This is a genomic window from Limosilactobacillus sp. (assembly GCF_022482365.1).
GTDB lineage: Bacteria > Bacillota > Bacilli > Lactobacillales > Lactobacillaceae > Limosilactobacillus.
Genome location: NZ_JAKVPE010000001.1, coordinates 2311813 through 2335319, shown reverse-complemented (window position 1 = coordinate 2335319; position 23507 = coordinate 2311813). Strand labels below are relative to the sequence as shown.

The following is a 23507-nucleotide window of genomic DNA, read 5'->3' as shown; positions in this document are numbered from 1 at the left end:
AAAAAGCATTGGCAAATCGCAATTGAGTGATTTGCCAATGCTTTTTCTTTAGGCCGTGTACTGTTGCAGGATCTGCTGCAGCTGTTCCTTGGAATGATAACCCACGATCTGGTCAACCACCTGACCGTCCTTCTTGATCATCATCGTCGGAATGCTCATGATCCGGAATTCTTGGGCCGTCGCCGGGTTCTGATCCACGTCCAGTTTGAAGAAGTGGACGTCATCCATCTCGTCGGACAGGGCCTCCACGACTGGGGACTGCATCCGACACGGGCCACACCAGGTTGCCCAGAAGTCGATCAGGGCCACGCCATTGGCGGTGTCCTGCGCAAAGCTTTGGTCAGTCGTTACGTTTACTGCCATCGTTTTTTCCTCCTTTAGATTAATTACCATTATTCTAGCAAAGGAAATCTTCCCTGTCACGATTATTGCTTACTTTTTGTCAGAAAAAACTACAGATTAACGATCGTCGCCCCGTCGCCACCGTTGTTCGGTGCCGCGTAGCCAAAGGACTTGACCCGCGGGTTGCTCTGCAGGTACTGCTGGGTCCCCTTCCGCAAGGCCCCGGTTCCCTTCCCGTGGATGATTGTAACCGAGGAAAGGTTATTTAAGAGGGCATGATCGATGAAGTCGCTCAGCTCACTCATCGCCTGCTCGTAACGGTGCCCCCGCAGGTCCAGCCGGGCCGAGGTCTTGCGGGTCTGGGTGGTGTGAACCGCGCTGCGGGCCCGCTGAGTCGTCTTTTCCTTTGGCAGGTCCTTCTTGGCAACCTTCTCCAGGTCCCGCTCGTCGATCTCCATCTTGAGGATTCCGATCTGGACCTCCCACTTGTGATTGCCCCGCTTGGACATGAGCTCACCGTACTGACCATAGGACTTGACCAGGACCGCGTCGCCCGGATGAAGGTCGTGACGCGCCTTGGCCCGTTTGAGAACGGTATTGTTCTTCAAACGCGGATCGTCCTGGTGGAGGGCATTCAGTGCCCCCTGAGCATCGATCAACTGGTTTTCCTTGACGTTGGCACCCTGCTGAACCTCCAGCTGCCGGAGGTGGTGGATGATGCTGTTGGCCTTGCGCTTGGCCATCGAGACCTGGTGGTTAGCCTGGGAGCGGGCCTGGTCAAAGAGCTTGTCCCGCTGCTCGTTGAAGCGACTCAGCCGCTCATCCAAGTCGTGCTGGGTCTTTTCGTTGGCGGCAACCAGCTTGGTCAGGCGCTCGTTCTCCTCGCGGGCCTGCTTGCGTTGCTCGACCAGGTCACCGATCATCTGGTTGAGGTCCTGGCTGTCGTCGCTAACCAGCGAACGGGCCTCATCGATGATGCCCGTGTCAATGCCGAGCCGCTGGGCAATCTCCAAACCGTTGGATCGCCCGGGGATGCCGAGCAGGAGCCGGTAGGTCGGCCGCAGGGTCTTGGCATCGAATTCCATGCTGGCGTTGATCGTCTTGGCCCGGTCGTAGCCGTAAACCTTCAGCTCCGGGTAGTGAGTGGTGATGACCACCATGCTGCCCTTGCTGCCGATGTTGTCCAGGATGGCCATCGCCAGGGCGGCCCCTTCCTTCGGGTCGGTCCCGGCCCCCAATTCATCGAGCAGCACCAGGGAGCGGTCGGTGATCTGGTCCAGGATGGCCTTGACGTTGTCCATGTGGCCGGAGAAGGTACTGAGGTTCTGCTCCAGCGACTGTTCATCCCCGATGTCGGCGAAAATGTTGTCGAAGACGCCGATCGTGCTGCCTTCTTCGGCGGGAATGAAGAGCCCGGATTGACCCATCAGCTGGATCAGGCCCAGGGTCTTTAGGGTGATCGTCTTCCCACCGGTGTTCGGCCCGGTGATCACAATCGCCTGGTAGTCCTCCCCGATCTTAATGTCGTTGTCGACGACCTTCTTGGGATCAATCAGGGGATGGCGGGCGTGGCGCAGGTTAACGTGGTTCTCCCGACTCAGGATCGGCAGGCTGGCCTTCATGTCGTGGGCCAAGGCGGCCTTGGCGTTGATGAAGTCCAGCTGGCCGAGGACGTGCTCGTTGTTTTGGATGTCGTGGCGGTAGGGTGCGATCAGGGCCGACAGTTCCGCCAGAATCCGCCGCATCTCCTGCTGCTCTTCAATCTGGGCCTGGCGGAGGCGGTTGTTGAACTCCACTACCCCGGCCGGTTCGATGTAGAGGGTCTGGCCACTGGCACTCTGGTCGTGGACCACCCCACCGAGCTTGTTCCGGTAGCGGGCCAGAGCGGGAACGACGTAGCGGTCGTTTCTAATCGTGATGACCGGCTCGCTCAGGTACTTGGCGCCCTTGCCGCGGGTGTAGTGCTCCATCTGCTGGTGAATGTCGTTTTCCGTCTTTATGATCAACTGCCGGATCCCGTGCAGCTTGGTCGAAGCTTCGTCATTAAGCCGGCCGTCCGGATCTACCGAGCGGACCAGGCGCTGGGTGACCGACGGGATCGTTACCAGCCGGTCCACCAGCTGGTCGAGAACGCGCAGCTTGATCTTCTTCTCCCGCATTTGGTCAAAGAAGTTGCGAACGCTCATACTGGTCTGCAGGACCTTGGTGACCTGGGCCAACTCGGTCCCGTTCAGGTTGGCACCGATCTTGAGTCGCTTCATCTGAGGCTGAATGTCCGCCAGCTTAGGGATCGGAATGCCCCCCTCCAGTCGCAAGATGTCGGCGCCGTCGGTGGTTTCCGTTAGGTAGCGCTGCACCCGGTCAAAATCACTCTGCGGTGCCATTCTTTCCAACTCGTGGTGTCCCGCAGCCGACACCAGGCGTGTGGCCAGCATCCCCTTGATGCGGTCAAATTCCAATGTCTGTGTAATTTTATGATTCATTCTTGCTTTCTTCCTCTATTAGTTCAACGTGTCTAATACAATCTGTGCTAAGCCCGGGGTTTGATTGATCATGAACTGAGCCAGTCCTGAATTGGCGAGCTGCAGCTGCCACCAGCCGGCCGGCCAGAGCTGAAGAATCACCAGGGCGACGTATAAAATGATGTAGCCGATCACCAGCGAAAGCAGGCCGCCAGCCAGTGCATCAAAGGTCCCGATCACCGGCAGGCGCTTGATCCAGCGCAGCTTGTGAATCGCCCAGTGACAAAGCCAGGCCACCAGGGTGAAGATGATCATGAAGGCAATCCCCCGGTAAAAGAAGTCGTTGTTGTTAACGGTCTTGAGGATTGCGCTCGAATAGGTAGCACTCTGGCTGACGTCCGGCAGAAGATGACCCAAGCCGGTCCCCAGCGCCGTCGCTCCCCAGCGGGCCACCAGCCAGCTGACCAAGTAGGTGCCGGCGTAGAGGACCATCATCAACAGGCCCCGGCGCCGCCCGTTAATGAAGCAGCCAATCAAAACCAGGATTATAAAGGTAGTAAGTATCATTGTTCCCCCGCTTTAAACGATAGAAAAGGGAAGTGATAGCCAAGCCGGCTACCGCTTCCCAATTACCCCCGTATTAAGCATTAAAGTTGCCATCATCATCGAGGAAGGTGTTTAAGACCTGTTCGACCATGTCCCATTCCTTGTCATCCTCGATCGGCACCAGGTCCTGCCCGTCGCCATCTTCATTGTCGGCCACGATGTAAGCCTGGATGTCAACGGAATCGTCATTCTCCTGCTCGGCGGGATAAATGAAGATGTAGGACTTGCCGTAATCGTCGGAGTCGAAGGTGAACAGTTCCTTGAAGAGCTGTTCGTTCCCTTCCTCATCGATCAGGGTAATTAAGTTTTCGTCGTTGTTAGATTGTTGTTTGCTCATATCAATTCATCCTTATTTCAGTTTCGAAACTAAGCGGCCATGACGATCCAGATAGCTCTGCAGAATAAAGGTTGCGGCGACCGAATCAATCACCTTTTTTTGCTTGGCACGGGAGATGTCGGCCTCCTCGACGAGCATCCGGTGGGCCTCGACGGTCGTTAACCGTTCGTCTTGAAAGTCAATCGGAATCTCGGGGAAGCGTTCCTTCAGCAATTCGCCGTAGTGCTTGGCGGCATCGACCCGGGGGCCTTCGGTGTTGTTCATGTTCTTCGGCAAGCCCAGCACAAAGCCGCCCACCTGTTCTTTGGCGACCAGCTCGGCCACCCGGTCAATGCCGAAGACCTCCTCATCCTCATTGATGGGGATGATCTCGACCGATTGAGCCGTCCAGCCCAGGGGATCACTGACCGCGATGCCAACCGTCTTGGAACCGACGTCTAAGCCCATTAACCTCATTTAGTCTCACCATTATTCTTCAGGTACGACACAACTAACTCCTCGATAATCTCATCCCGCTCGTGCTGCCGGATCAGGTTCCGGGCGTTGTTTAACCGCGGAATGTAGGCTGGATCACCGGAGAGCAAGTACCCCACAATCTGGTTGATTGGGTTATAGCCCTTTTCCTCCAGCGATTCGTAAACCGTCTTCAGGGTTTCCTTGATATTCTTCTTGCGTTCCTGACCAAAGTCATAGAACATCGTTTCATCATTATTAGTAGTCATTCATCGTCACCTCCGATTAGTCTCTTAGTTATATATTTTACTATAAGTAAGATTAAAGCACAATTAAAGCGGTCAGCTTCTACTCTCATCTTGGTCGATTATACGCACAAAAGAGGTTGGGAGTACACTTTCTTCCAACCTCTTTTGTGAAAACTGAAAAGATAACGTGGAAATAACCGTGGGGCTAGTGTCTAGCTACGGACGAAAGCCGACGCCTTCAGCGCCGACTCCCGCCCTAGGCTAGCCATACGCCCCACTTGATGGTTATTTCCACTCACTTTTAAAATTTTACTTATTCAGGTATTCAGCCGCCAGCTTCAGTGCGTCCTGGATGCCGGCTGGGTTCTTCCCACCGGCCTGGGCGAGGTTTGGCCGACCGCCACCGCCACCCTTGATGGCACTAGCAATCGCCTTGATCAGGTCACCAGCCTTCAAGCCGGCCTTGACCTTGTCGTCGCTCACGGCCACGAGCAGGTTGGCCTTGCCGTCGTTGGCCGTCCCGAGGACCAGCACGTCGGACAGACCCTTGGCCCGCCAAGTATCGGCCAGCTGCCGCAGCTGACCCATCCCGGCAACCTTGACCTCGGCGGCGATCAGGCTGCCGCCCTTGGTGTCCTGGACGTTTTCAAAGACGTTGTTAGCCTGTTGAGCGGCGATCTTGGCTTCCAAGGCTGCACTCTTTTTCTGGGCTTCCTTGAGCTCAGCTTGCAGTGCAGCAACCTGGTGAGGAACCTCCTTGACCTGGGCGGTCTTCAGTTCAGCCGCCGTCTCGTTCAGCAGGTCGTCACGGCCTTGAAGGAAGTCGTAGGCATCGCTGGAGGTTACGGCTTCGATCCGCCGAACCCCAGCACCAACGCCCCCTTCGGAAACGATCTTGAAGAGACCCAGTTCGTTGGTGTTCTTGACGTGGTCCCCACCACAGAATTCGGTGTTGAAGTCGCCGATCTTAACGACCCGGACCTTGTCACCGTACTTGTCGGAGAAGAGGGCGATCGCACCCATCTCCTTGGCAGAATCGATGTCGGTTTCAACGGTCTTGACCGGAATTTCCTTCCAGATCTGTTCGTTGACCATCTTTTCAACCGCCTTGAGGTCCTTGGCGGTTACCTGACCAAAGTGGTTGAAGTCGAACCGCAGGTAGTGTTCTTCAACCAGGGAACCGGCCTGCTGGGTGTGGCCACCCAGGACGTTCCGCAGAGCCTGGTCGAGCAGGTGGGTTGCGGTGTGGTTCTTTTCGATCTTGAGGTGGCGCATCCGGTCAACAACCAGCTTGTAACGGGCACCCTTCTTGATTGGGGCCGTCAGCTCAACCCGGTGCAGGTTCTGCTGGTTTGGTGCGTGCTGGACGTCCACCACGCGGCCAACCGTCTTGCCGTAGTTGTCAATGATGTCACCGGTGTCGGCAACCTGACCACCCATTTCGGCGTAGAACGGCGTCGTGTCAAAGATGACCTCGATGTCCTTGTCGCCGGCAGCGGCACTGTCAGCCTGCTTGCCGTCGTGGGCCAGGCCGATCACCTTGGCGTTGTCGACAACCAGGTCGGTGTAGCCAACGTACTTGCTCTCGTCCTTGAAGTCGGTCCAGAGGTCGGTCTGAACACCCATCCCGTTGTCCATGTCACGGGCGTTGCGGGCCCGATTCTGCTGCTCGGTCATCGCCGCTTCGAAGCCCTGCTGGTCAACGGTCAGGCCCTCGTCACTGGCGTATTCCTTGGTCAGTTCGATTGGGAAGCCATAGGTATCGTAGAGCTTGAAGGCCGTCTTGCCGTCGATCTGCTTGGTGCCGTCCTGCTTGGACTTTTCGATCACGTTGTTCAAGAGGTTCAGTCCGCCGTTCAGGGTTGCGCTAAACCGTTCCTCTTCGGACTTGACAACGGAGGCGATGTAGTCGGCGTTCTTCAGGACCTCTGGGTAGTAGTCCTCCATGATCTTACCAACGGTTGGGACCATCTGGTAAAGGAATGGCTTGTCGATTCCCAGCTTCTTGCCGGCAACCACGGCCCGCCGCAGCAGGCGCCGAATGACGTAACCCCGGCCCATGTTGGAAGGCAGGGCGCCGTCACCGATGGCAAAGGTGATCGTCCGGATGTGGTCGGCGATGATCTTGAACTGAACGTCGTCATCCTTGTTCTGACCGTACTGCTTGCTGTCACTGAAGCCCTCGGTCTGCTTGATCAGCGGCATGAAGAGGTCGGTCTCGAAGTTGGTTGGGGCATTTTCAAAGATGGAAACCACCCGTTCCAGTCCCATCCCGGTATCGATGTTCTTATGCGGCAGCGGTTCGTAGGTGTCTTCCGGCGTGTGGTTGAACTGGGAGAAGACGATGTTCCAGATTTCCAGGTAGCGTTCGTTTTCCCCACCCGGGTAGTTCTCGGGATCGTCGTCAGCCAGGTTGTTAAATTCCTGTCCCCGGTCGTAGAAGATTTCCGTGTCCGGGCCGGATGGACCCTGACCAATGTCCCAGAAGTTGTCTTCGTCCGGGATCAGGTGATCCTTGGCCACCCCGACCTCGCGCCACTTGTTGTAGGCATCGTGGTCCTTTGGGTAGTAGGTGATGTAGAGCCGCTCTGGGTCAAAGCCAAACCACTTGTCAGACGTCAGCAGCTCCCAGGCCCAAGGAATAACCTCGTTCTTGAAGTAGTCACCAACGGAGAAGTTCCCCAGCATCTCAAACATGGTGTGATGACGGGCGGTCTTGCCGACGTTTTCAATATCGTTGGTCCGAATACTCTTCTGGGATGAAGTCATCCGCGGGTTTTCCGGAACGACCTTCCCATCAAAGTACTTCTTCATCGTGGCCACCCCGGAGTTGATCCAGAGCAGCGTCGGGTCGTTAACCGGCACCAGTGAGGCACTCGGCATGATCTTATGGCCGTGTTCCTCAAAGAACTTTAAGTACATTCGCCGAACCTGAGCACTGTTCAGCTTCTTTAGTTTTTTCATGATATCTCCCTTTCAAAAAACAAAATCCATCCTTGCGATCAGAGACGCCGGACGACGCGGTACCACTCTGCTTGCAACGATGGATTTCGTTTACCTCTTTATTCTCGACAGTTGCCGAGTTGAATATCAAATTGTCTGAATGGGGAGCACCCAGGGGGATCTCATCGGCCGTTTCACCATCCCGGCCGTCGCTGAAAATCAATCCCAGTGGGCATGTCCCAAACGAGTCATATTATAGCGAACTCCGTCGGTAAAATCAACGCCCATTTCGTTCCCGCCGGTGTTGACGTTGACGGGCCCGCTTGGCCTTGCGGATCTTGTGCCGCACTTCCAGGCGACGCTTCTGTTGCTCATCTTCCTTGATGGCCCGCTTGATCCGCTTCTTGTAGCCCGGCTTGACCGTCTTCTTGGTCTTCTTAACAAAGCCCTTCATCGTCGGGTCCAGGGCCTCCTGCTTGCGCCGGTAATTCCGTCGACGGTTGCGGTCGTGGGTGGTGACCAGGCGGCCGTGCTTTAGTTCCTTCGGGATGAACTTGATCCCCCGCTCCTCCAGCTTGGCGATCAATTCGTCCTCGGCTGGTGCATAAAGGGTGATCGCGGTCCCCGGCATTCCGTTACGCCCGGTCCGGCCAACCCGGTGCACGAAGTATTCCAGGTCGGTCGGGATATCGTCATTGATAACCAGGGAAACACCGTCGATGTCAATTCCACGGGCGGCCAGGTCGGTGGCCACAACGTACTGGTATTCCAGGTTGCGGATCTGGCGCATCGTGCGCTTGCGCCGCCGGGCTTCCAGGCCCCCGTGGATCATAGCAACCTTTAACCCCTGCTTTTCCAGGTAGTGGGTCAGTTCCTCCACCCGCTCCTTGGTGTTGGCAAAGACCAGCGCCAGGTAGGGTTCCCCCATCGTCAGCAGGCGGTAGATCAGTTGGTTCTTGTCCTGGCCCTTGGTCGACAGCAGCCAGTTCTCCACGTCCGGGTTAATGACTGCCTGGGTCGGGATCTCCTCGACCAGCGGATTAGCCATGTACTTCTTCAAAAACGGCCGCAGCTTTTGCGGGATGGTGGCCGAAAAAACCATCATCTGCAGGTCGTCGGGGAAGTTGCTGGCAATCTGGTCAACCGGGGCCAGGAAGCCCATGTCGAGGGTCATGTCGGCCTCATCGACTACGAACATCGTCGCGGTGTGGATGTCCAGTGCCTGACTCTTGACCAGGTCGAGAACCCGGCCCGGTGTTCCGATCACCAGTTGGGGCTGCTTGCGGGCTAATTGTTCGACCTGGTGCTGCTTGTCCGTCCCGCCGACGTAGTTATGGATGGTCAAAGGCGTGGGGGCGAACTTGTTTAGTTGCTTAGCGGCCGCGTAGATCTGGTAGGCCAGCTCCCGGCTCGGGGTGGTGATGACCGCCTGAACGCTCTGGTTTTCCGGGTCGATCTTGGCAAAGATCGGTAACAGGAAGGCGTGGGTCTTCCCGCTCCCGGTGGCGGACTGGCCAACCACGCTCTGCCCGTTCAGGATGTCCGGAATCACCCGCTCCTGAATGGCCGTCGGTTGACGGAAGTTAATCGCCTGAACCGCCTTGATCAGATACGGTGGCAGCTTAAAGTCCTGAAACGTTTTTTTACTCATTGCGTTTTCCTTTCACTTAGTCCTGGGCGTCGGCCGTCGTTAAGTGGTCAAGCTCGGCGATAACCTGTTTGATTTCGTCTTGGTCCTTGGCCTTGGCACCGCTGGCCAGCTCATGGCCACCACCATCATGGTGCTTGGCCAGTTCATTGATGGCCGGGCCCTTAGAACGCAGGCGAACCCGGTAGTGGCCATCCTCTTGTTCTACAAAGATTGCCCAGGCCGTGACGTCTCTGATCCGTCCTGGCAGGGAAACCACCGCCGAGGTCCCGGCCTCGGTCAGGCCAAACTTTTCCAGCAGGTCGTTAGTCAAAACGACGTAGGCGGCCCCGTGATCGAGGATCGTCAGGTGCTCGTAAACGTAGGCCGACAACCGGGCCAGCGGCAGGGTAATTTCGTTTTCCCGCCGGCTGATGGCCGCGGCATCGGCACCGGCAGCCATCAGGGCACCGGCCACGAGCATCGTCCGCGGCGAGGTTGCCGGGTAGAGGAAGCGCCCGGTATCACCGATGATCCCGGCGTAAAGCGCACTGGCCGCCTTCTTCGGCAGGGTCAGTTCCTTTGCAAAGCGCTGGTAAAAGTCGTAAATCATCTCGGAACAGCTGGAGGCCTCTGGCAGAACCCACATCAGGTCACCGAATGGTTCGTCGTTCGGGTGGTGGTCGATCTTGATCAGCTCGTCCCCGTTGTTGAAGCGCCGGTCGTCAATCCGCGGCGAGTTGGCCGTGTCGGTGACGATCACCAGGGCGTCGTCAAAGGTCTGGTTGTCGATTTCGTCCATCGTGCCGATCCAGTCGAAGCCTGGGATGTGCTTGCCGACCACGTAGATCTGCTTGTACGGGAAGGACGCCTTGAGGATCTCGGCCAGGCCGACCTGGGAGCCAATGGCATCCGGATCGGGGCGCTGGTGACGGTGAATGATGATCTTGTTGTATTTTTTAATCTGTTGGAAAATTGCTGCTAATTGATCAGCCATGGTACTAGCCCCTTACTTAAAAAATATTCTAACAATTTAGTATACCAGCAAGTGCACCCAAGTTTAAACTAAAAAAGTCACGCGCTAGTTGCACGTGACTTTTAATTAATTTTGGATTACTTCTTAGCAGCGTCCATTGCGTGGCCACCAAAGCCGTTCCGCAGTGCGGAAACAACCTTACCATCGAAGGAATCATCCTGCATTGAACGGAACCGTTGACTCAGGGCTTCGTAGATAACCGGAGTAGGAACCTGCTTGTCCATTGCATCCATCAGCGTCCAGTGAGCTTCACCAGAACTGTGCATCCGGCCGGCGATCTTGTCCAGGTGTGGGTCCTTTTCAAAGGCTTCTTGAGCCAGTTCCATCAGCCATGAACGGATAACAGAACCGTGGTTCCACATCTTGGCAACGGCAGCGTTGTCGTAGTCAAAGTCAGAAGCTTCCAGAACTTCGAAACCTTCACCCATGGCTTCCATCATCCCGTATTCGATGGCGTTGTGAACCATCTTCAGGTAGTGACCGGAACCAGCCTTACCAGTGTAAAGGTAGCCGTCCTTTTGAGCAATGCCGTCAAACAGTGGGGCAATCCGTTCGTTGAAGACGTCTTCTTCGTCCCCACCGATCATGAAGTTACCGTCCTTGAGGGCACCCTTCCAACCACCGGAGGAACCGCAGTCGAAGTAGTGAATACCCTTTTCGGTGAACATGCGGTTGTGACGCATGGAGTCCTTCCAGAAAGTGTTCCCACCATCGATAACAGTGTCATCAGAGTCCAGCAGTTCTGCCAGTTGATCCATCGTGGCATCAGTTGGCTTGCCGGCTGGTACCATCACCCAAACAGTCCGGGATGGGTTAAGCTTCTTAACCATTTCTTCCAGGCTGTATGCAGCTTCGGCACCGTAAGAAGCAGCTTCGTCAACCAGCTTCTTGTCAAGGTCAAAGGCTACGACTTGGTTGTCGTTACGCAACATGTTTTGGCAAAGGTGGATACCCATCTTACCTAAACCAATCAATCCGATTTGCATTAGATTTTCCCTCCTGTATTTACGTCTCGCTGGGCAATGCAACCCAAGCGAGGAGTAAGACGCCTAAACGTCGTGCTTGATCAGCTTGTGAAAACAAGCGTTAATCAAACGTCCGATAAAAGTTTCCCACGTTTTGAAAGATTAGTCAATTACTTTTCTTGATTATCTTCCGGGGCAGCTGAATCAGCCTTTGGTTCATCAGCGTCCTCTTCTGGGGCAGGAGCGGCTGCTTCCTTCTTGGCTTCATCGTCCTGCTTAGTCTCTTCAGCCTCGGCCGGCTTTTGGTTGGCAGCGGCCTGAGGCTTAACGACCCGGGCGATGGCAACCATGTCAAAGGTCAGGTAGATGCCTTCGCAGTCCAGCGTAACGGTCCGGTCCTGCTTGTTGATGGAGTCAACCTTCCCGTGCAGGCGGCCGATCGTGACAACCTCGTCACCCTTGTGCAGGCCGTTCATCATGTCCTGGTGTTCCTTACGCTGCTTCTGTTGTGGCCGGATCATGAAGAAGTACATCAGGGCGATCATCAACAGGATTAAGATGATGCCTGAGTAGCTGCTGGCCCCGGCACTAGAGGCCCCTAAAATTCCAAAAGTTAAACTATTCACAGTAATATCCATCCCTTCAAAAATGTTCAACAATAACTGTAACAAAAATCGTTATAAAAAGCTACATCTCCGCCGGATCCAGGCCAAATTCCGCCAAGCATTCGGGCACGCTGTCGGCAGCGATGGCCGCCCGCAGCTTAGTCATTGCCTGGTTAACCGTAAAGAGGTTGTGAAGAAGCAGGTAGCGCTCCCCCAGCGGCTGGCGGCGAACCAAGAGCCGGTGGATCCAGGCGCGGGAGATCCCCGCCTGGCAGACCGGGCAATCGCAATCTGGGCCCAGAGCCCGCTGGTCCAGTGCCAGGTGATCCCGGTCCAAGTGCAGGCGACGGGTCCCCACCAAAGCATTGCCCATGCTGGCTTCCCGACCGGCCAAGTCACTGTCGATCAGGTCAATCCCGCTGCTGGCCAGGAGCAAAAGTTGACGAAGGTCACCGCTAGTCGACAGGTAGCGCGGCTTAGGGGCCGCCAGCATGGCAATGACCTCCGTGACCAGCCGGGCTTGTTCTTCGGTCGGCACCGTGGCATCCACGCCGCCGATGCTGTAGCCGGCAGCACCAGCAGGTACAGCGTCTACGTTGGCTTGGCGTGCCCGCTTGAGTCCCCCGCCGACGATTGTTGCCAGGCAATTTTCCGGCAACGGTTCGCTCTGGAGCCAGGTGGCGGTCTGATCGACGGCCGCGTTCAGGTCGTCCACCGGGGCGTAGTAGTCCGCCACCCGGGCAAAGCTCTGCTGTACATCCGCCCCGAGCGCCTGCTGGATTGCCAACGCATCCGCTGGGGTATAGAAATGCATGGTTCCCGTCTGCGGGTCATGGAAGTTAACCCCGGCTGGCTTGCGGCCCCGGGGCTTGGCCCAGGAGTAGGCCTGACCCGCTCCAGAGTCGGTAACGATCAGGCCGTCCCAGTACGTCAGGGCGTGCAGGTCCGGCAATTCGGTCAGGCGGTCCTTGAACTGGCGCCAGGAATCCAGCACGCCGCATTTGATAGCCTGCGTCCCGCACTGGTGCAGCTCCGTGGGCGTCAGGGTGGTGGTGGCACTCCCCGTCTGCACGATGGCCGGGGTCAGCGCTTGGCGGCCATTGACCGTCAATTCGCCAGTCCGCGCCGCCCCAGCTCCCTGGTGTTGAACTTGAAAATTAATCTGCGCTGTCATGTCTAGCCTCGTTTCCCGGTCGGGTAGTCAATTCCCAGGTGCTGGTAGGCCGCTGGAGTCACCAGGCGGCCCCGGGGCGTCCGGCTGATGAAGCCGATCTGCAGCAGGTAGGGTTCATACATTTCCTCGATCGTGTTGGTTTCCTCACCGATGTTGGCGGCGATCGTCTTCAGGCCGACCGGGCCACCATTGTAGAACTTGATCATCGTCAGCAGCATCTTGCGGTCGATCTCGTCTAGTCCCCGGTTGTCCACCTGGAGCAGGTCCAGGGCACGCTTGACGGTGGCCGAATCGATGCTGGGCTTGCCGGCAACCTGGGCGAAGTCGCGGACCCGCTTCAGCAGCCGGTTAGCGATCCGCGGCGTTCCCCGCGAGCGCAGCGCCAACTCGTGGGCCCCCTCGTCCTCGATCTTGGTGTTAAAGATCTTGGCCGAACGGAAGATGATCTGCGTCAGCTCTTCCTGGTTATAGTAGTTCATGTGTTCCACGATCCCGAACCGGTCCCGCAACGGCGCCGAGAGCATCCCCGCCCGCGTCGTCGCCCCGATCAGGGTAAATGGCGGCAGCGGGAAGTGAACCGGGTGAGCGGTTGGCCCCTCGCCGACCACGATGTCGATGTAGTAGTCCTCCATCGCCGAATAGAGCATTTCCTCGACCACCTTTGGCAGGCGGTGAATCTCGTCAATGAAAAGCACGTCGCCGGGCTTGAGCTCGTTCAACAAGGCCACCAGGTCCCCCGGCTTTTCGATCGCCGGCCCGCTGGTGGTCTTGATGTTGACGGCCATCTCGTGGGCAATCACCATCGCCAGGGTCGTCTTCCCCAGTCCCGGTGGTCCATAGAGCAGGACGTGGTCGAGGGCCTCTTCCCGGGCTTGGGCCGCCTGGATGTAGACGCTCAGTTCGTGTTTGATCTTCGCCTGGCCAATGTAGTCAGCCAAACGCTGGGGGCGCAGGGTGAGCTCCAATTGCTCCTCTTCCTGGTTTTGCGATTGGTCGGACATGATTCCATGGTCTTGGTCAGCCATCTAATCCCTCCTCACTAGTTAATCAGCCGCAGGGCTTGCCGCAGGTACTCATCGGTGGTCGTAGCTTCGGATTCGAGCAGCTGCTTCTTGATCTTCTTGATCTCCCGTTCCCGGTAGCCCAGGGCGCTCAGGGCCGCCAGGGCATCGTCTAAGGCCGGGTTGGTTGAGGCAGCTGTCGGCTGGTCCGCCGTCAGCAGACTGCCCGTTGCCTGGTCCGCAATCTTGTCCTTTAAGTCCAGCACAATCTGGGAGGCCGTCTTCTTGCCGATCCCCGGGAACTTGGTCAGGTAGCCAACGTTGTTATTGGCAATGGCATCAATCAGTCCCTGGTGGTCCGGGTTGGCCAGGATTGCCAGGGCGCTCTTGGGGCCGATCCCTGAAACGTTGATCAGCTGCAAGAAGAGCCGCTTTTCCGCCTGATCGACAAAGCCAAAGAGCGTGATCGAATCGTCGCGCACGGCCTGGTAGACGTAGATGCGGACCCGCTGCGTTTCGTCCACCTGGTAGCGGTACGGGTTGGCCACCAGCAGCTGGTAGCCGACGCCGCCCGCCTCCACGACAACGTACTGGGGCGTCACAATGGTAACGAGCCCCGTGATGTATTCATACACAGTTCATCCCTACTTTTCTTAAAATTCGTGATCATCAAATTCATCGGCGAACGGGACGTGGCTGTCCTGGATTCGCTTAAACATCTTTTCGAGGTCCTGGTCATTGAAGTGGACCGTGACCGGCCGGCCGTGCGGGCAGTTGAAGGGGTTCTCGCATAAGGACAGCCGGTGCAACAGGGCCCGGGCCTCCCGTGAGTCGAGGTGGTGGTTGGCCTTGATCGCCCGCTTGCAGCTCATCATGATGGCGGTCTTCATCCGGAAGTCACGAACGCTAATCTTGCCGTCCTTGATCAGCCACTCGATCATCTCCTTGGCCGTGTCCTCCTCCTGCCCTTCCTTAAACCAGGTCGGGTGGGAGCGGAGGATAAAACTGTTTTGCCCGAAGGCCTCCAGGTTCAGCCCGACGCTTGTCAAGGTGTCCAGGTGGGCATTAATGGTCATTGCATCGACCGTGGAGTAGTTCAGCACCAGCGGCACCAAGAAGGCCTGCTGGTCCGGGCTGACCTGGCCGATCTCCTTGCGGAAGCGCTCGTAGTTGATCCGTTCCTGGGCGGCGTGCTGGTCGACGATGTAGAGGCCATCCCCCGCCTGGGCCAGAAGGAAGGTTCCCTGCAGCTGGCCGATGTATTGAAGGTCCGGAAAGCGTTTCTGCTGCTGGTCGGACTTGTCATGCACGTCGAGCTCCAGGTTCTCGCTCGATCGGGGTACCTGACGCATCGCTGGCGCCACCGGGGCCGGTTCGCCAAACGGCCCTACCGCATCCTCGTTTTGATAGCGCCGGTCAAAGGCCTGCATTGCCGGGCTGGCCAGTTCGGCGGCCTGGTGAATAATCACCGGGGCAACGACCTCGCTGTCACTGCCCTCGGCACTCGCTGGTCCTGAACTTTCTTCACTAGCCGGGGCATGGCTGGCCGGCGCCTCTTCGTTGGGGTGCGTCGGGCTGACCTGATAGGTTTGTGCCGCCTCGTTTAAGCGCTGGTCAAGCTTGGCAACGTCGGCCGCACTGGGCCCGAAGCCGGTCGGATTGACGTCTGGAATCAGATTTTCGGTCGCAATCCGCCGCCGGATCGTCGCGGCGATCAGCTTGGTTAGCTGGTCCTCCTTGCTCAAGCGAACCTCCCGCTTGGCCGGATGGACGTTGACGTCAACTAAGACCGGATCGAGGTCGATATTGATGACCGCAATCGGGTAACGGCCCACCATCAACTTGGACTCATAGCCCTGGATGATGGCCTTAGTCAAAGCAAAGTTGCGAACGTAGCGGTGATTAATCGTGATCGTAATGTACTGGCGCGAGGCCCGGGTCAACTCCGGCAGCGAAACGAAGCCGCTGACCTTAAAATCATCGTCCTGTCCGCTGATCGCCAGCATCTTGCGACCAGCCGCAATCCCGTAGATCGCGGCTACCACCTGCTGGAGGTTGCCGTTGCCGGCGGAACGAAAGACCTCCTTGCCGTTGTGGGTGAAGCTAAAGGCCACGGCCGGGTTGGCCAGGGCCAGGCGGTTAATGATGTCGGTAATCCGGGTCAGCTCGGTGTGAGGGGACTTCAGGTATTTCAACCGGGCCGGCGTGTTGAAGAAGAGGTCGCGCACTTGAACGTCGGTCCCCTGTCGCGCGGCCGCCGGTTTCTTGTCCACCACCTGACCACCGCGAAGATGGATCTGGGTGCCGGCCGGCTGATCCCGCTGGGCGGTGACCATCAAGACGTCCGCTACCGAGGCGATGCTGGGCAGGGCCTCACCACGAAAGCCCATCGTCTGCACCCGAAAGAGGTCCCGGCGATTGGCAATCTTGCTGGTGGCATGGCGCTGGAAGGCCAGCTCAACGTCGTCTTGTTCGATTCCGTCCCCGTCGTCGATCACCCGGATGCTGTCGAGACCGGCGTTTTCAACAATCACGTCGACCCGGCGACTATGGGCATCCAGCGAGTTTTCGACCAGTTCCTTGACGATCGAGGCGGGCCGTTCGATGACCTCCCCGGCCGCAATCTGGTCGGCCAGGACCGTATCTAGTTCATGAATTTTTCCCACGCGTATCGCCTCACTTCAGTTTCTGCTGCCATTGGTAAATCTGGTTCATGACCTCCATCGGCGTCATCCCCATCAGATTGAGCTCCTTTAACTGGTGCAAAATCTTCTCGCCCTTGGTAGACTTGGCCTTCTGTGGAGCGGGCGCAAAGAGCTCCATCTGGCCGTTGGCATCGATTGCCGGCGCGCTGGGTGCGGTTGGCTGGGCACTTGGGGCCGCGGATTCTTCCGTCGTCGTAGTCTCTTCCACCCGGTCGGCACTCGTCGGCTGATGGTAGGTGACCGCCGCCTTCTTTTCGTTTAATGGCAGGGTAACCGCCTTTTCCTCCAGCTCGCCCAGAATCTGGTCGGCGCGCTGAAGCAGTGAATCCGGCATCCCGGCCAGCTTGGCCACGTGAATCCCGTAGGACTTGTCGGCCGGGCCAGCGCTGACCTTGTGCAAAAAGACCAGCTCACCGTTCTTTTCGGTGGCCCCGACGTGCACGTTTTTCAGGCGCGGCAGGGCCTTCTCCAGGTCGGTCAGTTCGTGGTAGTGGGTCGAAAAAAGGGTCTTGGCGCGGACGTGTTCGTGGACGTACTCAATGATCGCCTGGGCCAGGGCCATCCCGTCGTAGGTTGCCGTCCCCCGGCCGATCTCGTCGAAGAGGATCAGGCTGTGGTCGGTGGCGTGCTTCAGGGCGTTGTTGGCCTCCATCATCTCTACCATGAAGGTACTCTCCCCGGAGATCAGGTCGTCGGCGGCCCCAATCCGGGTGAAGATCTGGTCAAAGATCGGCAGTTCAGCCGACTTGGCGGGCACGAAGCAGCCCATCTGCGCCATCACCGCCGTCAGGGCCAGCTGGCGCATGTAGGTACTCTTCCCCGACATGTTGGGCCCCGTAATCAAGAGAATGTCAGTCTGGTCGTCCATCAAAACATCGTTGGGCACGTACTCTTGGTGTCCCATGAACTTTTCCACAACCGGGTGGCGACCGTCCTTAATCACCAGCTTGTGACCGGTATTCATCAGCGGCCGGACGAAGTGGTAGTCCTCGCTGACCACGGCAAAGCTCTGCAAAACGTCCAGTTCCGACAGGGCCGCGGCCAGTGATTGCAGGCGCTTGATCTGCTTCTTCACCTGTTCCCGAACGGCAACGAAGAGGTCGTATTCCAGGGCGGTCGACCGCTCCTGGGCCTCCATGATCAGGGCCTCCTTCTCCTTTAATTCCGGCGTGGAGAAGCGCTCGGCGTTGACCAGGGTCTGCTTGCGCTCGTAACGATCTTTGGGAATCTTGCTCAGGTTGACCTTGGTGACTTCGATGTAGTAGCCAAAGACGTGGTTGTAGCCAATCTTGAGGTTATTGATCCCGGTGACCTCCCGCTCATGGCTCTGCAGGTCGGCGATCCAGCGCTTCCCGTTGTTCATCGCGTCCCGGTACTGGTCGAGCTGCTCATTATAGCCGTCCTTGATCACCCCGCCATCGGTGACGGAGATCGGTGGGTCCGCGATGATCGCCCGGTCAATCAGGTCGGCAACGTCACCGAGCGGATCCAGGCGCTTCTCCAGGTCGGTAAAGACGGGTGAGTCCAACGTTTCTAGGACGTACTTGATCTTGGGAACTTGAAGGAGGGAGGTCTTTAACTGGATCAGGTCCCGACCGTTAACGCTCCCGTAGGCAACCCGCCCCGCCAGGCGTTCCAGGTCGTAAACCTTGATCAGCTCCTCCTGGATGTTGCTGCGTTCAAAGTAGTGGTCGAGCAGTTCTTGAACCTTGTCCTGGCGTGCGCTGATCTGGTCGGGATCAATCAGCGGCCGGTCCAGCCAGCGCTTCAAGAGCCGGCTGCCCATCGCGGTCTTGGTCTCGTCCAGAAGCCAGGCCAGGGTCCCCTGCCGCTTGCCGCTGCGCATGTTGGTCGTCAGCTCCAGGTTGGTCTTGGAGTAGTGGTCGATCTTCATGAAGGAGCTCGGCCGGTAGGAAATTGCCCGCTGCATGTGAGCCAGGGAACGTTTCTGCGTCGTCAGCAGGTAGGAAACCAGCAGGGCCACCACATGCTTTTGCTGCTCATCCTCCAGGTCCTGGGTCAAATAAGAAACCTCGGCGTTCTTCAGGATCTGGGGCTGGTGCGACTGAAGAATGTTACGCTGCTTGAGCTGAGTCGTCAGTTCTGCTGGCAGCTCGCCGTCGACCACCGTCTCCTTGCTCTGCAGATTGACCAGTTCGTTGACGATTGCCCCCACGCTGTCGAGGGTGGTCGTCTTCAGCTCCCCGGTCGACAGGTCGGTGTAGGCCAGGCTGAGCTTGTCCGCCGCCGCGCTGATGGCCGTCAGGTAGTTGTTTTGCCGGGCCGCATCCCCAGTGAGGTCCATCTGGGTCCCGGGCGTGATCAGGCGGGTGACGGCCCGCTTGACCATTCCCTTCGCCTTCTTCGGGTCCTCCATCTGCTCACAGATGGCAACCTTGTAGCCTTTATCGATTAAAATGTCGACGTAGTTATTCACCGCCCGGTGCGGTACCCCGCACATTGGAATCGGGTTCTTGGCGCTGTGGTTGCGGGTCGTCAGGGTCAGCTCCAGTAGCTGGGCACCCTTGATCGCATCATCATTAAAGAGCTCGTAAAAGTCCCCGAGGCGGTAGAACAGGAAGGCGTCCGGGTACTGGTCCTTGACCTGCTGGTACTGCTCCATCATCGGCGTCAATTTCTTTGTCAATTCACTTCACCTCATGAAATTCTTCTAAATATCAATCATTGTCCGCGCCATTTAATCGTTTTAAACACATCATTCATTATATTTTCTGCTCAGGAAGGGCGCAAGGGAAACGCGTACTGAATAAAAAAAGAACTGGGAACACTTCCCAATTCTTTTACTTAGCGTAGTCGACGGCGCGAACTTCACGGATCACGGTCACCTTGATGTGGCCCGGATACTCAAGCTGCTCTTCAATCTGCTGCTTGATGTCGTGGGCCAGCGTGGTGGCCTCCAGATCAGAAATCTTCTTTGGCTTGACGATGACCCGCAGTTCACGACCAGCCTGAATTGCGTAACTATGGTCAACACCATCGTAATTATTTGCTATGCTTTCGAGCTTCTTTAAGCGCTGAATGTACTGTTCAAGCGACTCGCTCCGGGCACCAGGACGGGCACCGGAAATGGCGTCGGCGGCCTGGACCAGAACGGCGATTACCGAGGTCGGCGCCACGTCACCGTGGTGGGAGGCAATCGTGTTGATGACGACCTTATTTTCCTTGTACTTGCGGGTCAGTTCAACCCCCAGCTCAACGTGGGAACCATCAACCTCGTGGTCAACCGCCTTGCCGATATCGTGCAGCAGGCCGGCCCGCTTAGCCAAGGCGACATCCTCGCCCAATTCACTCGCCATGATTCCGGCCAGCTTGGCAACCTCAATCGAGTGGTCGAGGACGTTTTGTCCGTAGCTGGTCCGGTACTTCATCCGACCAACCGTCTTGATCAGGTCCGGGTGCATCGAGTGGATGCCCAGGTCAAAGAGGGCCTGCTCCCCGGTCTCCCGCAACTGGTTATCCATTTCCTTGCGGGCCTTTTCAACGGCTTCTTCAATTCGGGCCGGGTGAATCCGCCCGTCCTGGATCAGCTTCTCCAGTGCAATCTTGGCGATCTCCCGCCGCACTGGATCAAAGCCACTCAGGACGACCGCTTCCGGCGTGTCGTCGATGATCAGGTCAATCCCGGTCAGGGTCTCCAGGGTCCGGATATTCCGGCCTTCCCGACCGATGATCCGGCCCTTCATGTCATCGTTTGGCAAAGTGACAACTGAGACCGTCGCCTCGGAGACAACGTCCGCGGCACTGCGTTGAATGGCCTCGACGATCAGCTTCTTGGCGTTGCGGTCGGCGGTCAGTTCCGCCTCCTGTTCGCTATCCCGGATCAGGACCTCCCGTTCGGTCTTCAGTTGGTCTTTCATTTCACTCAATAACTGTTGTTTGGCATCCTCGTGGGTCATCTCGGCAACCTTTTCAAGTTCTGCTTGCCGCTGTTCCACTAAGGCCGCTGCCTTTTTCTGTGATTGATGAAGTCGTTCCGTCTGCTGATCCAGCTTGTGCTCGCGCGCCCCAACCGTGTTTTCACGCTTTTCTAAGGCGTTGTCCTTGTGGTCGAGCGACGTCTCCCGCTGCAAGAGCCGGTCTTCCTGGCGCTGGATTTCGTTGCGCCGCTGCTTGAGCTCGGCTTCGACCTGCTCGCGGTAGCGGTGGCTGTCCTCCTTGGCTTCCAGGATGGCCTCCTTTTTCGCCGTTGCCGCTTGGTTCTTAGCGTCCGCAATGATCCCCTCAGCATCCTTGTGGGCCTCTGCGACCCGTTTTTCATAGGAGGACTTGCGAACGGCATAGCCGATAATAATCCCGACAACCATAGCAAGCGCGGCGAAAATTATTAATTTCATCATTTCACCTCCGCTTCAACTATTTTGTTGTTGGTTAATAAAATTAATTTCACCGTGTCATGTAAAAAACATCACACAAAGTAAATTTTAAGCTTGCCCAAGTAGGGTGTCAACCATTGAATTTCACAATTGGGAGTAAAAGGGTCCAGCCCAGGTTTTTCCTGGACTGAACCCTTGAGTTGATTCATGTCTTGTTAAGCAATTAGTCTTCGGTGCTTGCCTGATCCTGGTCCGCTTCCTTAGTTGCGGAGGCATCATCTGCGCCCTCGCTTGGGCTCAGTGGATCCATCCCGTAGGCAACCCGGACCTTGTTCATCAGTTCGGCCATCTGGTCGGGATGCTCGGCCAGCCACTTCTTGGCGTTCTCACGTCCCTGACCGATCCGGTCCGAACCATAGGAGTACCAGGCACCGCTCTTGTTAACCAGGTCCTTTTCGACCGCCATGTCGAGGAGCTCCCCGGTCTTGGAGATCCCCTCACCGTACATGATGTCAACTTCGCAGCGCTTGAACGGTGGTGCTACCTTGTTCTTGACGATTTTGACCTTGGCCCGGTTACCGATGACGTCGGTACCACTCTTGATCTGTTCGGCCCGCCGAATCTCCATCCGGATCGTGGCGTAGAACTTCAGCGCCCGACCACCAGTCGTCGTCTCGGGGTTCCCAAACATCACCCCGACCTTTTCACGAATCTGGTTGATGAAGATGGCGATGGTCTTGGTCTTGTTGATCTCGCCGGAAAGCTTCCGCAGGGCCTGGGACATCAACCGGGCTTGCAGGCCGACGTGGGCGTCCCCCATCTCACCTTCGATTTCCGCCCGGGGAACCAGGGCCGCAACGGAGTCCACGACTACCAGATCAACGGCACCACTGGAGATCAGGGCGTCGGCAATTTCCAGGCCTTCCTCACCGGTGTCCGGCTGGGAAAGCAGGAGGTTGTCGACATCCACCCCGAGGGCAGCAGCATACTGAGGATCAAGGGCGTTTTCGGCGTCGATATACGCCGCCGTACCACCCTGGCGCTGAACCTCGGCAACCGCGTGCAGGGCCACCGTCGTCTTCCCGGAACTTTCTGGTCCGTAGATTTCAACGATCCGGCCACGGGGATAACCGCCGACGCCGAGGGCCTTATCAATCGCCAGCGAACCGCTGGAGACGGTGGCAATCTTCATGTCGGCCGCGTCACCCATCCGCATGATTGAACCCTTGCCAAAGTTCTTTTCAATCTTTCTAATTGCAACATCAAGTGCAGCTTTTCGCTGATCAGCCAATTAGATTTCCTCCTTTGTATCGAAATATCCGTGAATTAATCATAACAGTTTTCCACAAAAAAACAAGAAAAATGCGAACAATGGTTCGATTATTTTTGCAGGGCGTGATAAATCATTTGCAGTCCGTGCTGGACACTCTGCCGGCGGATCTGTTGGCGACCAACGTAGGCCCCCAGGTGCAGCTGACGGGTCACGGTCGGCTGACCCTGGATTGCCAGGCCGACCCAAACCGTCCCGGCCGGTTGACCCTCCAGCGAGTCGGGCCCGGCAACCCCGGTAAAGCCAATCCCGATCGCCACGCCAAGGCGCTGACGGCTCTTCTCGGCCATCTGGGCGGCCGTCTGGGAGCTGACAACCCCGTACCGGTCAATCAGCTGCGGATCAATCCCCAGCAAGCCTTCCTTGGCACTGGCTGCGTAGGTCACGAAGCCGCCGTCAAAGACATTCGAGGCCCCGGGAACGGAACAGATGGTGCTCTGGAACATCCCCCCGGTCAGGCTTTCGGCCGCCGTCAGCTTTAAGTGCCGTTTTTTCAGCAGCCCCACGACGGTTGCCGCCAGCGAGCAGTCGTCACCGACGCCAAAGAAGTAGGGATCCTCCTTGGCAACGATGGCGGCCTGGGCCCGATCCAGCAGCGTCGTGGCGGTCTCTTCTGGCAGGTCGTGGACGGTCATCCGGACCTGGATGGCATCCGGCTGGACATAGGAGGTGATGACCACCTGGTCTAGGCCTTCAGTCACTTCCGCGATCTCATCCATCAGCAACGACTCCGGCCGGCCGAAGAAGTTGAGGGTTCGGCTGACAATTTGCCGTTCACCACCGACAAGCTTTGTCAGGCGGGGCAGCACCTCCTGATTGACCATTGCCGTGAACTCGCGCGGTGGTCCTGGCAGGACGATCAGCCGCCGATTATCGCGCTCGTACCAGCTGCCCAGTGCCAGGCCCACCGGATTGGCTAGGGGCGTCCCCCCGCTCAGGTACATGGCCTGCTGGACATTCTCCGGCATCATCGGCTTCTGACGCTGCTTAAAGGTCTCCTGGATCCAGGCCCAGTGATCCTCGTCACGAGTCAGCTCTACGCCCAGGGCGTCCGCCACCCCGCGGATGGTCACATCGTCTGCCGTCGGTCCCAGGCCGCCACAAACGAAGACCAGGTCCGCCCTTTGCCAGGCCGAACGGACGGCTTCCTCCAGGAGATCAAGCTCATCGGGCACCGTCACCTGACGGGTGGCCGTAACGTCGATCTTGCCGAGCTGCTGGGCCAAAAACGGTGCGTTCGTATTGACGATCTGCCCCAGAATAATCTCAGTACCGACTGAAATGATTTCTGCTTCCATTTAAATTTCACCCCTATATAGTTAATACGTAAATTATACCC

General features: G+C 57.4%; 19 protein-coding genes. All 19 read right to left on the bottom strand.

What is annotated here, in order from left to right; genetic code table 11:
- Positions 1-48 precede the first annotated feature (48 nt).
- Positions 49-363, bottom strand: coding sequence for a thioredoxin (gene trxA, locus LKE23_RS11070; RefSeq protein ID WP_291977415.1), 315 nt, complete (start codon positions 361-363; stop codon positions 49-51).
- Positions 364-452: 89 nt separating this feature from the next.
- Positions 453-2825, bottom strand: a complete 2373-nt coding sequence (locus LKE23_RS11065) for an endonuclease MutS2 (RefSeq protein ID WP_291977413.1) — start codon at positions 2823-2825, stop codon at positions 453-455.
- 18 nt (positions 2826-2843) lie between these two features.
- Positions 2844-3371: a CvpA family protein gene (locus tag LKE23_RS11060; RefSeq protein WP_291977412.1), complete on the bottom strand. Its 528-nt coding sequence runs from the start codon at positions 3369-3371 to the stop codon at positions 2844-2846.
- Positions 3372-3444: 73 nt separating this feature from the next.
- Positions 3445-3747, bottom strand: a complete 303-nt coding sequence (locus LKE23_RS11055) for a DUF1292 domain-containing protein (protein ID WP_291977411.1) — start codon at positions 3745-3747, stop codon at positions 3445-3447.
- A gap of 12 nt (positions 3748-3759) precedes the next feature.
- Positions 3760-4203 (bottom strand): Holliday junction resolvase RuvX, encoded by a 444-nt coding sequence (gene ruvX / locus LKE23_RS11050; RefSeq protein WP_291977410.1) that lies wholly within the window; start codon positions 4201-4203, stop codon positions 3760-3762.
- Complete coding sequence (locus LKE23_RS11045) at positions 4200-4469, bottom strand: IreB family regulatory phosphoprotein (protein WP_267200910.1); 270 nt, start codon at positions 4467-4469, stop codon at positions 4200-4202. Before LKE23_RS11045 ends, ruvX begins: the two co-directional genes overlap by 4 nt.
- 288 nt (positions 4470-4757) lie before the next feature.
- Complete coding sequence (gene alaS / locus LKE23_RS11040) at positions 4758-7412, bottom strand: alanine--tRNA ligase (protein WP_291977409.1); 2655 nt, start codon at positions 7410-7412, stop codon at positions 4758-4760.
- Between the two features lie 256 nt (positions 7413-7668).
- The gene (locus tag LKE23_RS11035) at positions 7669-9042 is read right to left on the bottom strand and encodes a DEAD/DEAH box helicase (protein WP_291977408.1); all 1374 of its coding nucleotides are present in this window, start codon (positions 9040-9042) and stop codon (positions 7669-7671) included.
- A 16-nt stretch (positions 9043-9058) separates the two neighbouring features.
- The gene (locus LKE23_RS11030; protein ID WP_291977406.1) at positions 9059-10015 is read right to left on the bottom strand and encodes a DHH family phosphoesterase; all 957 of its coding nucleotides are present in this window, start codon (positions 10013-10015) and stop codon (positions 9059-9061) included.
- A 116-nt stretch (positions 10016-10131) separates the two neighbouring features.
- Complete coding sequence (gene gnd / locus LKE23_RS11025; protein WP_267200914.1) at positions 10132-11040, bottom strand: phosphogluconate dehydrogenase (NAD(+)-dependent, decarboxylating); 909 nt, start codon at positions 11038-11040, stop codon at positions 10132-10134.
- A gap of 149 nt (positions 11041-11189) precedes the next feature.
- A complete protein-coding gene (gene yajC, locus LKE23_RS11020) occupies positions 11190-11645 on the bottom strand; it encodes a preprotein translocase subunit YajC (protein WP_291977405.1) in 456 nt (151 codons plus the stop codon).
- 61 nt (positions 11646-11706) lie between these two features.
- The gene (locus LKE23_RS11015; RefSeq protein ID WP_291977404.1) at positions 11707-12798 is read right to left on the bottom strand and encodes a tRNA-ribosyltransferase family protein; all 1092 of its coding nucleotides are present in this window, start codon (positions 12796-12798) and stop codon (positions 11707-11709) included.
- Between the two features lie 2 nt (positions 12799-12800).
- Positions 12801-13823: a Holliday junction branch migration DNA helicase RuvB gene (gene ruvB / locus LKE23_RS11010; protein ID WP_291977403.1), complete on the bottom strand. Its 1023-nt coding sequence runs from the start codon at positions 13821-13823 to the stop codon at positions 12801-12803.
- Between the two features lie 14 nt (positions 13824-13837).
- On the bottom strand, positions 13838-14434 hold the full coding sequence (gene ruvA, locus LKE23_RS11005; RefSeq protein ID WP_291977402.1) for a Holliday junction branch migration protein RuvA: 597 nt from the start codon (positions 14432-14434) through the stop codon (positions 13838-13840).
- 18 nt (positions 14435-14452) lie between these two features.
- Entirely contained in the window at positions 14453-16465 is a 2013-nt protein-coding gene (gene mutL, locus LKE23_RS11000; RefSeq protein WP_291977401.1) for a DNA mismatch repair endonuclease MutL, read from the bottom strand.
- Between the two features lie 10 nt (positions 16466-16475).
- Positions 16476-19151, bottom strand: coding sequence for a DNA mismatch repair protein MutS (gene mutS / locus LKE23_RS10995; protein ID WP_291977400.1), 2676 nt, complete (start codon positions 19149-19151; stop codon positions 16476-16478).
- A gap of 154 nt (positions 19152-19305) precedes the next feature.
- A complete protein-coding gene (gene rny / locus LKE23_RS10990; protein WP_291977398.1) occupies positions 19306-20859 on the bottom strand; it encodes a ribonuclease Y in 1554 nt (517 codons plus the stop codon).
- Positions 20860-21061: 202 nt separating this feature from the next.
- Positions 21062-22129, bottom strand: coding sequence for a recombinase RecA (gene recA / locus LKE23_RS10985; RefSeq protein ID WP_291977396.1), 1068 nt, complete (start codon positions 22127-22129; stop codon positions 21062-21064).
- 89 nt (positions 22130-22218) lie between these two features.
- The gene (locus LKE23_RS10980; RefSeq protein ID WP_291977394.1) at positions 22219-23466 is read right to left on the bottom strand and encodes a competence/damage-inducible protein A; all 1248 of its coding nucleotides are present in this window, start codon (positions 23464-23466) and stop codon (positions 22219-22221) included.
- Positions 23467-23507 lie beyond the last annotated feature (41 nt).

Excerpts from the sequence above, each read along its gene's own strand:
- ruvB (WP_291977403.1), bottom strand. The coding sequence starts at position 13,823 with ATGGCTGACCAAGACCATGGAATCATGTCCGACCAATCGCAAAACCAG.
- ruvX (WP_291977410.1), bottom strand. The coding sequence starts at position 4,203 with ATGAGGTTAATGGGCTTAGACGTCGGTTCCAAGACGGTTGGCATCGCG.
- LKE23_RS11065 (WP_291977413.1), bottom strand. The coding sequence starts at position 2,825 with ATGAATCATAAAATTACACAGACATTGGAATTTGACCGCATCAAGGGG.
- rny (WP_291977398.1), bottom strand. The coding sequence starts at position 20,859 with ATGAAATTAATAATTTTCGCCGCGCTTGCTATGGTTGTCGGGATTATT.
- LKE23_RS11015 (WP_291977404.1), bottom strand. The coding sequence starts at position 12,798 with ATGACAGCGCAGATTAATTTTCAAGTTCAACACCAGGGAGCTGGGGCG.
- alaS (WP_291977409.1), bottom strand. The coding sequence starts at position 7,412 with ATGAAAAAACTAAAGAAGCTGAACAGTGCTCAGGTTCGGCGAATGTAC.
- gnd (WP_267200914.1), bottom strand. The coding sequence starts at position 11,040 with ATGCAAATCGGATTGATTGGTTTAGGTAAGATGGGTATCCACCTTTGC.
- LKE23_RS11045 (WP_267200910.1), bottom strand. The coding sequence starts at position 4,469 with ATGACTACTAATAATGATGAAACGATGTTCTATGACTTTGGTCAGGAA.
- trxA (WP_291977415.1), bottom strand. The coding sequence starts at position 363 with ATGGCAGTAAACGTAACGACTGACCAAAGCTTTGCGCAGGACACCGCC.
- LKE23_RS11035 (WP_291977408.1), bottom strand. The coding sequence starts at position 9,042 with ATGAGTAAAAAAACGTTTCAGGACTTTAAGCTGCCACCGTATCTGATC.
- LKE23_RS11055 (WP_291977411.1), bottom strand. The coding sequence starts at position 3,747 with ATGAGCAAACAACAATCTAACAACGACGAAAACTTAATTACCCTGATC.
- LKE23_RS11030 (WP_291977406.1), bottom strand. The coding sequence starts at position 10,015 with ATGGCTGATCAATTAGCAGCAATTTTCCAACAGATTAAAAAATACAAC.
- LKE23_RS10980 (WP_291977394.1), bottom strand. The coding sequence starts at position 23,466 with ATGGAAGCAGAAATCATTTCAGTCGGTACTGAGATTATTCTGGGGCAG.
- LKE23_RS11060 (WP_291977412.1), bottom strand. The coding sequence starts at position 3,371 with ATGATACTTACTACCTTTATAATCCTGGTTTTGATTGGCTGCTTCATT.